The organism is Burkholderia sp. 4NA327C6 (genome assembly GCF_005502655.1).
Lineage (GTDB): Bacteria > Pseudomonadota > Gammaproteobacteria > Burkholderiales > Burkholderiaceae > Burkholderia > Burkholderia contaminans.
Genome location: NZ_SCNZ01000002.1, coordinates 344,429 through 355,608, shown reverse-complemented (window position 1 = coordinate 355,608; position 11,180 = coordinate 344,429). Strand labels below are relative to the sequence as shown.

The window sequence follows — 11,180 nt, the reverse complement described above, 5'->3', positions numbered from 1 at the left end:
CTGATGCTCACCGCGAAAGGCGACGCCGCGGACAAGGTCGTCGGCCTCGAGACGGGCGCCGACGATTACCTGGCGAAGCCGTTTCTCCCCGACGAACTCGTGGCCCGCGTCCGCGCGCTGCTGCGGCGGCAGAAGATGGCGGCCGGCGAGCCGACGGTCACGTCGCAGCGGTTGCGTTTCGGCGCATTCACGTTCGACGTCGGCCAGCAGACGCTGATGCGCGACGGCACACCCGTGGAAATCCATTCGGCGCAGATGCTGCTGTTGCATGCGCTCGGCTCGTCGCCGAACCGCGCGGTGAGCCGCGAGAACCTGCTCGCCCGCGCACGCGGCCGCGACCATGACGCACTCGACCGCAGCGTCGACGTGCAGATCCTGCGGCTGCGGCAGATCGTCGAGGACGACCCCGGCAAGCCGCGCTTCATCAAGACCGTCTGGGGCATCGGCTACATGCTGGTGGCCGGCATCGAGTCGTGATGCGCATCCCGCTGCCGCGCTCGCTGCTTGCGCGCAACATCGCGCTGCTGGTGGCGCTCGTCGCGCTGTCGCTCGTCTGTTCGCTCATCGTGCTGCTGCACTACGTGCAGCGCCCGCGCATCGAGCGGGCCTCGATCGTCTTCTCCGACTACGTGCAGTTGCTCGACCGCACGCTTGCCGGCCTGCCGCCCGACGCCGGCCGCGCGGTCGTCGCGCAGTTCGGCGGCCAGGCTGCGCTGCCGCCTGCCACACCACCGCAAGCACCGAACCTGGCAGCCTTTTTCCGCACCTGGCAGCGCGACGTGTTCATGCAGGCACTCGAACGCCACCTGCCACCCGACCTCCCCGCGCGCTGGCAATCGGGCGACGACGAGCGCCTGTGGATCCGCCTGCATGTGGCCGGCTCGCCCGTGTGGGTGCCGCTGCCGATGGCCGCCGACGCGCAGGCGAGCGGCATCACGACGGCGCTCGTGCTGTCGGTCGGGCTGGCGCTGCTCGCGGCGCTGACCGGCTACCTGATCCAGCTTCACCTGAACCGGCCGCTCGACGCACTGGCGCGCGCGGCGCAGCGCGTGAGCGCGGGCGAGCGCCCGCCGCCGTTGCCCACCGACGGCCCGACCGAAATCGCCGACGTGAGCCGCGCGTTCAACCAGATGGCCGACGCGCTGCAACAGGCGGAAGCGACCCGCTCGTTGATGCTGGCCGGCGTGTCGCACGACATCCGCACGCCGCTCACCAAGCTGCGCCTGGCGATCGCGATGGCGCTGCCGCGCGGCACGCACGACGCGCTCACCACGTCGACCGAGCATTACCTGGACCAGATCGATACCATCCTGCAGCAATTCATGGACTACGCGGGCAGCGGCGAGCGCGAAACGCCGCAAACCGGCGACCTGAATGCGCTGATCGGCCAGCTCGTCGCGGATTTCGCGGGGCTCGGCCACGCATTCGACTTCGACGAGGGTGAGGTGCCCGCGTTCGCCTTCCGTCCGATCAGCCTGATGCGGCTGCTGATGAACCTGATGCAGAACGCGGTCGTCTACGGCCGGACGGGGCTCGGTGTGCGCACCTGGACCGAGCGCGGCATCGCATACGCGGTGGTCAGCGATCGCGGCAACGGTATCGGCGCGGCCGAACTCGAACGGCTCAAGGCGCCGTTCAGCCGGGGCGCGAACGCACGCAGGCATGCGGGGGGTACCGGCCTCGGCCTCGCGATCGTCGAGCGGATCGCCCGGCTGCACGGCGGCTCGCTGACGTTCCGCGACCGCGATGGCGGCGGGCTGGAGGCGGTCGTCGCGCTGCCGCTCGATTCGTCGGGGGCGGTGAAGCGGTCGCTGTCGGCCTGACGGGATGTTTGGCTTTGGGCTTTGGGCTTTGGGCTTTGGGCTTTGGGCTTTGGGCTTTGGGCTTTGGGCTTTTGCCGTCTGCCGTCTGCCGTCTGCCGTCTGCCGTATGGCGTGTGCCGTCTGGCCTTCTGCCCTGCTGCCCAGGCCTCACGGCCACACGACCTCGCGGATCCGCGCGCGGCAGCACGTGACATGCGCCGACATAATTCCCGCGTGGCGCATCACGCCCGACCTCCGCATACTTGCGCCTGCGTGTTGCGCAACGGCATGAAACCTCTCCCCAGCCAGCGATCACGCCCCGCTTCCGATCGTTCGCGTTCCTGAATGCCGCGACAGTATCGGCAACTTCATCCAGGCCACGGAGATCGACATGTTTTCTTCCCTTCACGCACTTGCTGCCCACGCCAAACGTCTGACCAGTGTCGCGCTGATCGCCGGCACCGTCGCGATGACCGGCTGCGCATCGACCGCGACCACGTCCATGACCGCAGCGTCTGCGGCCCGCGCGCAGCCGCAGGTTCGTGCGGACGTCGTCTATGTGTCCCCGTTCGATGTGGACACGACCGACGTCAAGGTCGACGGCGGGATGATCAGCAAGATCGCGACCCTCGCGAGCGGTTCGTCCGCTGACGTGCAGCGCCAGCAAAGCGCGCTGAAAACGCGTGAGCAGCTCGCCGACGCGCTCGTGCGCGAACTCCGGTCGCAAGGCATCCCCGCGCTGCGCGGCCCGGTGCCGGACGGACGCGACGCGCTGGTCGTCGAAGGCCGGTTCGAGTCGATCGACGCCGGCAACCGCCGCCGCCGCACGCTGATCGGGCTCGGCGCGGGCAAGAGCGAAGTGAAGGCATCGGTCACCGTGCTGTTCCAGCCGGCGCATGGCGCGCCGCAGCCGCTCGGCACATTCTCGTCCAGCGCGAACAGCGGCCGCCTGCCCGGCATGGTGGAAACCGCCGGGGTCGGCGCGGCGGCCGGCCGCCTCGCGACGTCGGCAGCGGTGGGCGCCGGCCTGCATGGCGTGTCGGAAGTGAAGCACGACACGGTGGCATCCGATACGGACCGCCTCGCGCGCTCGATCGCGAAACAACTCGCGACGCAGAACGCGGCAAATGCGTGGCTGCCGACGATATCGGCAAGCTGACGCACCGGGCCGCCGCCAGCGAGGCCCGACGGGCACGCAGACGGGCGGCCGGGCATAATGTGCGAGGCCTGTCCGACGCCATGCGCCGCGACCGTGCCGGACCACCCGGCGGCCCGCATCATGTCCCGTCCCGAATCCTGAACTTCAATCCGTCAATTTCATGCAAGTACTCGTCGTAGGAACCGGCAAGCTGGCCAGCGAACTGCTCGACGCGCACCGGCTCGACCCGGCAACCTGCCGCGTGATCCCCTGGTCGGACACCGCGCGCAACGATGCGCAACGCAGCGACGCCCGAACGATCGTCGTGCACGCCGGTTCCGGCCGCGAACTCCCCGCCGTGATCGCGTTCTGCGAGGCCACCGGGTCGCCACTCGTCGAACTGTCGACCGGCTCCGAGCTCGAAACCGGCTCGCATGCTTTCCCGGTCGTGCTGTGTCCGAACACGAACATCCTGATGCTCAAGTTCATGAGCATGCTGGAAACCAGCGGCCACCTGTTTCACGACTGCCGGATCAGCCTGACGGAGTCGCACCAGGCCGGCAAGACGTCCGTCCCCGGCACGGCCGTCGGGATCGGCCAGTCGCTCGGCGTGCGGCCGGAAGACATCCGCTCCGTGCGCGACCCGGACGTGCAGCGCAGCGAATTCGCGGTCGCCGACGATCAGCTCGGCCGCCACGCGATTCACCGGATCCGCATCGACGACGGCGCGTGCAGCCTGCAGTTCGAATCGCGCGTGGTGGGTGCGACGCCTTACGCGGATGGTGTGTCGCGCATCGTCGACGCCGTTCGGCAGCACGATCTCGAGCACCGCCGCTATTCGATCGTCGAGTTCATTCGCAACGGCTGGCTGTAATCGCGGCGATACACGGCGGCCGGCACGCGTGCGTGGCGTCGGAGACGTTCATTTGCGCAACGCCGGAAGTGGTTCGACGCTGATTTCCGACGATGTCGTCGATCGCCCGATCCGCGACATCCGGGCCGCCATGCTGGGTGGACTGGCCCGACAGGCCGCTCGGGGACCATGACGGGACGCCGGACTGACGCCTGCGCGGAAGCCCCGGGCAGAAGCCTCCGAACGCGCAGCGGGCCGCCGGAACCGCCCTGTTCCGCCGGTCATTGCCCGCTCGACCGTCACTCAACCCCAAGCACCGCCCCGCTCTCGGGCAACGTCGCGCCGCCGTCGACGACGATCGTCTGCCCCGTGATGTAAGCGGCGTCCGCCGAGGCGAGAAACAGCATCGCGTTCGCGATATCTTCCGGCTCGCCCATCCGCGCAAGCGGAATGTCGCGCGCGATCTGCGCGGCGACCGACGCGTCGCCGAGATTGCCGGCCGCCGGCGTGCGGATCATGCCCGGCTCGACGCCGTTGACCGTCACGTTGCGGCGTGCGAGTTCCAGCGCCGCCGCGCGAATGAAGCCGTTCACGCCGGCCTTCGACGCCGCGTAGTGCGCGAGCCCCGGATACACGACGCGCGGCCCCGTCACCGATGACGTGACGAGCAGCCGCCCCGCTCCCGCGCGCTCGAATGCCGGCAGCGCAGCCTGCGCGAGCCAGAACAGCGCCGACAGGTTGACCGACAGCGTACGGTCGAGCGTCGGCTCGTCGATCTGCGTGAACGGCGTCAGCGGAAAGTAAGCGGCATTGTGGATGACGACATCGAGCCGCCCGCCGTCGCGCTCGACCGCCGCGACCAATGCGCCCAGTTCATCGCGGCTTGCGGCATCCACCCGATAGGCACGCGCGTCGCCGCCCGTGCTCGCGAGCGCGTCGGCCCGCGCGGCGGCCGCCTCGCCGTTCAGGTCGGCAAGCGCGACGAACGCATCGGATTCGGCGAATCGGCGTGCGATCGCCGCGCCGATTCCCTGCGCGGCGCCCGTGACGAGCACGACGCGCCCGCTGAAATCCGCCCGCAGGCGGCCGCTGCCCGGCACGGCATTCATCGCTGCGCCTCGCCGCCGAGCGGATACACGGTTTCGTTCAGCACCTGCGCGTGCGCGCCGACGGGAAAGTTCGACAGCGTGCCGAAATCGCCGCCCTGGTAGCCGAAGATCTTGCCGTCGGTCTTGCGCTGCGCGAGATCGATCAGGACGACCCCGAGCGTCGGCACCACCTTTTCGCGCCACACGAACAGATACAGTTCGTCCGCAATCCTGAAGTAATGACAGCGGTCGACATCGGCCAGCCCGCCCTCGACACCCTGCAGGCACTGCCACGCGTAGAAGTTCTCGTTCAGGTAGATGTGCTCGTAGCATTCGGTCGGGCTGTAGCGATACATCGTCCGCTTGCCGATCAGCTCGCGCGTGGCACCGTGCAACGGCCCCGGCTGCGTGTGGCCGCCGAGCGTGCCGTGCCGGAACTCGGCTTCGACGCCCGTCAACGGCAGCCCGCGCGCAACCCGTGTGAACGCGTCGATGCGCGTGTCGGCTTCGGTCGGCAGCGTGCCGACGACCGACGTCCATACGCCGTTGTCGAGATCGATCACGAGACTGACCGACGTCGCGCGGGCGGCCGAATCGATGTAGTCGACGAAGTACAGCCCGTCGCGCAGCCGCGTCACGCGGCACGGCTCGCGGCCGCCCGCGTCGGTCGCCGCATCGCGCCACTGCAGTGCGCCGGGCTCGAACGTATAGACGCGCCACGCACCCGATGCGTCGCCGAGCGCGAGTGCCCGCCCGGCGAGCGCGTCGACGGATGCGAGGATGTTCGCTTCCGGCGCGAAGCCGTCCGCGAGCGCGCCAACCTGAATGAATACCGGATCGTGTCGTTCCACCTGCCGTCCCCCGCGCAGCTTCAGGCCCGGCGGGCCGTGTACGCTGCTCATGTGCACATGGTGCGGGCTGCGCGCGCCGCGCGGTATCGGCCAAAAGGATGAAGGGCGCGTGGCGCCGGAACGCGCTAAAGTGCACGACATCCGCGCCGTGCCCGGCGCGAGGAGCGCACATGCACCGCGTCACCCATTACCGACGGACCGACGAAGGCATCGAGGCAATCAGCCTCGAATCCGATCGTGCGTTTCCACGCCACGCGCACGACGAATTCGGGGTCGGCGTGATCGTCAGCGGCGCGCACCGGTCGTGGAGCAGCCGCGGGCAGGTCGACGCCCTGGCCGGCGACGCGATCATGGTCAACCCGGGCGAGATGCACGACGGCTCGCCGATCGAGGCCGGCACTGGCCGGCGCTGGCGGATGCTGTACCTCGCACCCGCGCTGGTCGCGGGCGTCGCGACGGAAGAAGGCCTCGGCGGCGTCGAACTGGCGCATCCGGCGGTGCGCGACGCGCGGCTCGCGGCTGCGGTCGGCCGGCTGCATGCGCGTATCGTCGCCGGGGAGTCCCAGTCACTCGCTCGCGACGAAGCGCTCGTGATGCTCGTCGCCGGGCTGCTTGCCCGGCACGCGAACCGCACGCTGCCGCCGGCGGGCGTCGCACCGGCGACCCGCCTCGCCCGGGAGCGGCTCGACGCAGCGCCGGCCGCCCCCGTTTCGCTCGCCGAGCTGGCCAGCCTGAGCGGCATCAGCCGCTTCCAGTTGCTGCGCGGGTTTGCCCGCGAGCTCGGCATCACGCCGCACGCGTACCTGATCCAGTCGCGTGCGCGGCTGGCGCGCGCACTGCTCGCCAGCGGCCTGCCGATCGCCGATGCCGCGGCCGAAGCCGGCTTCGCCGACCAGAGCCACCTGACGCGTGCATTCGCGCGCCAGTTCGGGATCACGCCGGGGCGGTTCACGCAGGCCGTTTGACGTCGCTGCGAACCCGCGGGGGCCGCCGCCCAACCTACCGACTTCGAAGGCTGCGCCCACATCGACAGCTTGTGGCGACTGTCGCCCGCCCCTGTCGCACAAGCATGCCGAGTCGCGCGCTCCGTATTCGACACGCCCGCGCCGCACGTTGCAATTTCGTTCAAGACGCGCGCGGCCGCCGTACGCGACGATGCAACGCATGAAGACACGACTGATCGGCTATCTCTATCTCGCCGCCGCAATGGCAGGCGTCGGCAGCACCGTCATCGCGAGCCGTCTCGCGGCCGGCGGCCTGCCGCCGTTCGCTGCCACGGCGCTGCGCTTCCTGATCGCGACACCGCTGCTGTTCGCGCTGATGCGTGCGCAGCGCATGCGCTGGCCACGCATCTCCACGCGCGACGCCGTGCTGCTCGTCATCCAGGCAGCGGCGGGCGGCGTCGGTTATACGGTGCTGCTGATCTGCGGCACGAAGCTGTCGTCGCCACTCGATGCGGGCGTGATGCTCGGCACGCTGCCCGCGATGTCGACGCTGATCGCGGCCGTCGTGCTGCGCGAGCGGCAGACGCCGCGCGACTGGGTGGCCGCCGCGCTCGCAACGGCCGGCGTGCTGTTGGTCACGTTCGCGCCCGGCCAGGCCCTGCCGTCGCTCCGCACGCTCGCCGGCGATGCGCTGGTGCTGGCTGCCGTCGCCTGCGAAGCCGTATTCATCCTGCTCAACCGGCGACTGGCCGCGCCGTTGCCGCCGCTCGCGCTATCCACCGCGATGTCCGGCCTCGGCTTCGTGCTCGCCCTCGTGCCGGCCGCGTTCGAATGGCACGCGGTGGCAAGCGGCTGGACTGTCGGCGCGGTGTCGGCGATCGCCTACTACGCGCTGGTGCCGACCGTGCTCGGCTACCTGTGCTGGTATGCGGGCTCGGCGCGCACGAGCGGCACCGAGGCCGCGCTGTTCACGGCGGTCGCGCCGGTCTCGGCCGTACTGTTCGCGGTCGCGCTGCTCGGCGAAACGCTCAGCGGCACGCGTGTCGCAGGTATCGCGCTCGTCGTCGCCGGTATGGTCGTCGGCGCGACGCGGCGACGCGAACCGCCAGCCGAAGCACGCAATACGCACCCGGCGAATCCGGATCGACCGTCCCGCCCCGCGCCCACCGCGCAAACAGCCACCGACTGACTCGCGCTCACCGCGTCGTTGCGTCGTTGCGGAAACGACGGCGGCTCCGCCCCGCCGTATAACCTGTCGATCGCCGTGTTTCCCTCATGCAGCCGGCAACTGTAGGAATGTGTCCGCGCACCGCAAAACCGTTGCGCACCACCCCGCAAGATGCAATATTCGCGTGGCCGGGACCTTTGACAACCATCGAACAACAATGCGCCACGCAATGAACAGGAAGGAAGCCAAAACAAGAATCGCGGTGCTGCTGTCCGCGGGAACGAGGAAGGCCGACGCATTGGCCGAACTGTCCGGGCAAGGACTCAAGGATCGCGTGCTCGCGCAGCTGATCGCGTCGCGCCCCGATCCCGAACGCTGCCGCAGGAACAAGCTGCACATCCGGATCCTGATCGCGCTCGGCATCGCCCAGCTCGCGATCAGCCTCGTGCTCGCGTACTACTTCTTCGCCACCGGCGCCGGCAACGGCCTCGTGCTGGTATTCCTCGCGCTGACGGTACCGCTGTCGCTGCTGTTCATCTGGGGCTTTGCGACCCATCGTGTCGGTGCGTACCACGCGTTCATCCTGCTGTCGCTGCTGCAGTTGCCGAAGACCATCGCCGAGCTCGGACGCGATCCGTCGAGCGCGCTGCCGAGCCTCGCGATCACGGTCCTGCTGGTGGGCTATGTCTGGTTCGTCCGCAACCGAATGTTCCCCGACTACGGCTGGTTCACGCCGCGCAAGGTCGAAGGCCGTTACGCGTTCGTCGAGCACGCCTGACGTCACCGGCATCGAGCGCCGGCCGCAAGAAAAAAGGCGCCGGGCCGCCCCGCAATCGCGGGACGGCCCGGCGCCTTCTGCATTCCGGAACCGCTGGCTTACTTGGCCTTTTCAGCCGAATCGCTGATCGCCTGGCCGCCCTTCGAAATGTCCTGCCCCACACCGGCAACCGTGTTGCAACCGGCAAGCGCGGCGGTCACCACCAGCAGCATTGCAGCAATCGTACGCGTCATTCTCATTCTCCTTGGAATCAACAAGCCCGACGGGCGAAGCGTTTGCGGCGTCGCGCCCGGCAACATGCCGGGCACGGGGCCTGACCTGATTATACGGAGACGGCCGCCGCACGCCAGTACGAATCCGCCGCCGGTCAGGCGGGCCACACAGCCGGTTCGCGCAGATTTTCCTTGACTTCAGCACGCCAGGAACTAATATACGCACCGCGTATATTTCTCGTCAGGAGCCGCCGATGACCGTTCCCCAGCAAGCCTTCCTCCGCGACGCCATGCGCCGCCTCAACATGACGCGCGAAGCGTTCGCCAGCCGCATCGGCGTCAGCCGGCGTGCGCTGGATACCTGGCTGCTGCCCGACGATTCGCAGGAATCGCGCGGGATGCCCGAGATCGTCGAACGCTTCGTGTCGGAAATCGTCGAGCGCTCGGTACCGGAGGGCGGAGGATATACGCAAAGCGTAGATAACCAGGGGCTCGCCAAGCAGTTCTTTTTCGAAGGCAAGCCGCAACTGCTGTCGGTCGACCAGTTCTCGCGGGAATCGGTCGAGGCGCTGTTTCGCGTAGCCGACGTGATGCAGCCGATCGCGCGCCGCCACAAGATTTCGCGCGTGCTGGAAGGCGCGGTGCTCGGCAACCTGTTCTTCGAGGCCAGCACGCGTACACGCGTGTCGTTCGGCGCCGCCTTCTGCCGGCTCGGCGGTTCGGTATGCGACACGACGGGCTTCACGTTCTCGTCGATGGCCAAGGGCGAATCGATCTACGACACGAGCCGCGTGATGGCCGGCTATGTCGACGCGCTCGTGATCCGCCATCCGGAGAAAGGCTCGGTGGCCGAGTTCGCGCGCGCGACCAACCTGCCCGTGATCAACGGCGGTGACGGCCCCGGCGAGCACCCGAGCCAGGCGCTGCTGGATCTCTATACGATCCAGCGCGAGTTCTCGCGGCTCGGCAAGATCGTGGACGGCGCGCACATCGCGCTGGTCGGCGACCTCAAGTACGGCCGCACGGTGCACTCGCTCGTCAAGCTGCTCGCGCTGTACCGCGGGCTCAAGTTCACGCTCGTGTCGCCGCCGACGCTCGAGATGCCGGCCTACATCGTCGACCAGATCGCGACGAACGGCCATGTGATCGAGCAGACGACCGATCTCGCGGCCGGGCTGCGCGGCGCGGACGTCGTCTATGCGACGCGGATCCAGAAGGAGCGCTTCACCGACGAATCGTTCGAAGGCTACACGCCGGATTTCCAGATCAACCAGGCGCTCGTCGATTCGGTGTGCAAGCCGGACACGCTGATCATGCACCCGCTGCCGCGCGACAGCCGGCCCGGCGCGAACGACCTGTCGGTCGACCTGAACCGCGACCCGCGCCTCGCGATCTTCCGCCAGACCGACAACGGCATTCCGGTGCGGATGGCGATCTTCGCGGTGCTGCTCGGCGTCGAGAACCTCGTCCAGCATTCGATGCGCGACGCGACGTGGCGCCCGCCGGCGTATCTCGGGCCGGAGGATGCGGTGTTTCACGGGGTGGATTGAAACCGGAACGACCGAGGGCACCCATATCGGGCGCCGCCCGATTCAACAGGAAGCGCGCGGGGCTACCCGACGCGCTTTATTTTTTTCTCGCGCGGCGAACGGACGATCGAATGACCGCTACGACGCCCATGGATCAATCACCCGCAGGCCGACAGCCTCGAATGGCGCACCATCGCGCGTCGCAATGATCAATCCGTTCGCCTCGGCCGTCGCGGCAATAAAGACATCGGCAGGCGCGATCGCACTGCCCGAGGCACGCGCACGCGCTCGAATGCTCGCATACGCTTTGCTCGCCGCATCGTCGAACGGCAGAATCCTGCCGCGAAACAGCGGCACGACGCGTTGCTCGATGCCGTGGTGAAGCCAGTCGCGCCTGCGCCCTTCCGGGAGTGCCGCCACGCCGAAGCGCATTTCGCCAAGACTGATCGCAGCAAGAAACAGCGTTTCGACGTTCTGGGCATCGAGCCACTCGATCACGGCCGTGCTCGGCTCACGCCGCAGCGGCTCGGACATCACGTTCGTATCAACAAGGATCATTCGAAGCTCATCGGGTCGGTTAGCGTCTTGTCGCGCCGAACGTCGAATTCGACGCCGCCCGCCTCCCGTCCGATTTCCGCCAGCAGCGTTCCCAGCTTCAGCCGGCCGCCCGGCAGAACGGCCTGCTCGAGGATGTCACGCACCTCGGCTTCGGTGCTACGCCCATGCTGCGCCGCACGGACTCGGAGCGCGCGGTGCACTTCATCGGGCAAATTTCGAACGGTAATCACGGGCATGATGCACCTCACCACATTTGCTT

Annotated in this window: 13 protein-coding genes; 8 read left to right on the top strand and 5 right to left on the bottom strand. The window is 68.6% G+C overall.

Going from position 1 to position 11,180, the window contains the following annotated elements:
* From FFS49_RS03480 to FFS49_RS03465, 4 genes are all read left to right on the top strand, one after another.
* On the top strand, positions 1 to 477 hold a 477-nt coding region (locus FFS49_RS03480; protein ID WP_137950994.1), incomplete at its 5' end, for a winged helix-turn-helix domain-containing protein.
* A complete protein-coding gene (locus FFS49_RS03475; RefSeq protein WP_105818090.1) occupies positions 477 to 1,823 on the top strand; it encodes an ATP-binding protein in 1,347 nt (448 codons plus the stop codon). The genes FFS49_RS03480 and FFS49_RS03475, both read left to right, overlap by 1 nt.
* Before the next feature lie 370 nt (positions 1,824 to 2,193).
* Positions 2,194 to 2,961, top strand: coding sequence for a DUF4410 domain-containing protein (locus tag FFS49_RS03470; RefSeq protein WP_105818092.1), 768 nt, complete (start codon positions 2,194 to 2,196; stop codon positions 2,959 to 2,961).
* Between the two features lie 160 nt (positions 2,962 to 3,121).
* On the top strand, positions 3,122 to 3,814 hold the full coding sequence (locus FFS49_RS03465) for a dihydrodipicolinate reductase (protein ID WP_105818093.1): 693 nt from the start codon (positions 3,122 to 3,124) through the stop codon (positions 3,812 to 3,814).
* Between the two features lie 278 nt (positions 3,815 to 4,092).
* Here the strand turns inward: FFS49_RS03465 and FFS49_RS03460 are convergent, their stop codons facing one another.
* Together FFS49_RS03460 and FFS49_RS03455 are read right to left on the bottom strand one after the other, a co-directional pair.
* Complete coding sequence (locus tag FFS49_RS03460; RefSeq protein WP_105818095.1) at positions 4,093 to 4,902, bottom strand: SDR family oxidoreductase; 810 nt, start codon at positions 4,900 to 4,902, stop codon at positions 4,093 to 4,095.
* Positions 4,899 to 5,732: a molybdenum cofactor biosynthesis F family protein gene (locus FFS49_RS03455; protein ID WP_105818377.1), complete on the bottom strand. Its 834-nt coding sequence runs from the start codon at positions 5,730 to 5,732 to the stop codon at positions 4,899 to 4,901. Before FFS49_RS03455 ends, FFS49_RS03460 begins: the two co-directional genes overlap by 4 nt.
* 170 nt (positions 5,733 to 5,902) lie before the next feature.
* Between FFS49_RS03455 and FFS49_RS03450 the strand changes: the two genes are divergently transcribed.
* The 3 genes from FFS49_RS03450 to FFS49_RS03440 all read left to right on the top strand — a co-directional run bounded on the left by FFS49_RS03450 (position 5,903) and on the right by FFS49_RS03440 (position 8,622).
* Positions 5,903 to 6,697, top strand: a complete 795-nt coding sequence (locus FFS49_RS03450; protein ID WP_105818096.1) for an AraC family transcriptional regulator — start codon at positions 5,903 to 5,905, stop codon at positions 6,695 to 6,697.
* A 199-nt stretch (positions 6,698 to 6,896) separates the two neighbouring features.
* Entirely contained in the window at positions 6,897 to 7,865 is a 969-nt protein-coding gene (locus tag FFS49_RS03445; RefSeq protein ID WP_224756093.1) for a DMT family transporter, read from the top strand.
* Positions 7,866 to 8,073: 208 nt separating this feature from the next.
* Positions 8,074 to 8,622 (top strand): permease, encoded by a 549-nt coding sequence (locus tag FFS49_RS03440; RefSeq protein WP_105818378.1) that lies wholly within the window; start codon positions 8,074 to 8,076, stop codon positions 8,620 to 8,622.
* Positions 8,623 to 8,720: 98 nt separating this feature from the next.
* Here the strand turns inward: FFS49_RS03440 and FFS49_RS03435 are convergent, their stop codons facing one another.
* Positions 8,721 to 8,855, bottom strand: a complete 135-nt coding sequence (locus FFS49_RS03435) for an entericidin A/B family lipoprotein (protein WP_006485835.1) — start codon at positions 8,853 to 8,855, stop codon at positions 8,721 to 8,723.
* Between the two features lie 233 nt (positions 8,856 to 9,088).
* On the opposite strand from FFS49_RS03435, the gene FFS49_RS03430 reads away from it, so the two are divergent.
* Complete coding sequence (locus FFS49_RS03430; RefSeq protein WP_039360985.1) at positions 9,089 to 10,384, top strand: aspartate carbamoyltransferase; 1,296 nt, start codon at positions 9,089 to 9,091, stop codon at positions 10,382 to 10,384.
* A 117-nt stretch (positions 10,385 to 10,501) separates the two neighbouring features.
* On the opposite strand, the gene FFS49_RS03425 is transcribed toward FFS49_RS03430, so the two are convergent.
* Together FFS49_RS03425 and FFS49_RS03420 are read right to left on the bottom strand one after the other, a co-directional pair.
* Entirely contained in the window at positions 10,502 to 10,921 is a 420-nt protein-coding gene (locus FFS49_RS03425) for a type II toxin-antitoxin system VapC family toxin (protein ID WP_105818098.1), read from the bottom strand.
* Positions 10,918 to 11,157, bottom strand: coding sequence for an Arc family DNA-binding protein (locus FFS49_RS03420; protein ID WP_105818099.1), 240 nt, complete (start codon positions 11,155 to 11,157; stop codon positions 10,918 to 10,920). Before FFS49_RS03420 ends, FFS49_RS03425 begins: the two co-directional genes overlap by 4 nt.
* Between the last annotated feature and the right edge of the window lie 23 nt (positions 11,158 to 11,180).

Excerpts from the sequence above, each read along its gene's own strand:
- FFS49_RS03475 (WP_105818090.1), top strand. The coding sequence starts at position 477 with ATGCGCATCCCGCTGCCGCGCTCGCTGCTTGCGCGCAACATCGCGCTG.
- FFS49_RS03470 (WP_105818092.1), top strand. The coding sequence starts at position 2,194 with ATGTTTTCTTCCCTTCACGCACTTGCTGCCCACGCCAAACGTCTGACC.
- FFS49_RS03465 (WP_105818093.1), top strand. The coding sequence starts at position 3,122 with ATGCAAGTACTCGTCGTAGGAACCGGCAAGCTGGCCAGCGAACTGCTC.
- FFS49_RS03460 (WP_105818095.1), bottom strand. The coding sequence starts at position 4,902 with ATGAATGCCGTGCCGGGCAGCGGCCGCCTGCGGGCGGATTTCAGCGGG.
- FFS49_RS03450 (WP_105818096.1), top strand. The coding sequence starts at position 5,903 with ATGCACCGCGTCACCCATTACCGACGGACCGACGAAGGCATCGAGGCA.
- FFS49_RS03445 (WP_224756093.1), top strand. The coding sequence starts at position 6,897 with ATGAAGACACGACTGATCGGCTATCTCTATCTCGCCGCCGCAATGGCA.
- FFS49_RS03440 (WP_105818378.1), top strand. The coding sequence starts at position 8,074 with ATGAACAGGAAGGAAGCCAAAACAAGAATCGCGGTGCTGCTGTCCGCG.
- FFS49_RS03435 (WP_006485835.1), bottom strand. The coding sequence starts at position 8,855 with ATGACGCGTACGATTGCTGCAATGCTGCTGGTGGTGACCGCCGCGCTT.
- FFS49_RS03430 (WP_039360985.1), top strand. The coding sequence starts at position 9,089 with ATGACCGTTCCCCAGCAAGCCTTCCTCCGCGACGCCATGCGCCGCCTC.
- FFS49_RS03425 (WP_105818098.1), bottom strand. The coding sequence starts at position 10,921 with ATGATCCTTGTTGATACGAACGTGATGTCCGAGCCGCTGCGGCGTGAG.
- FFS49_RS03420 (WP_105818099.1), bottom strand. The coding sequence starts at position 11,157 with ATGCCCGTGATTACCGTTCGAAATTTGCCCGATGAAGTGCACCGCGCG.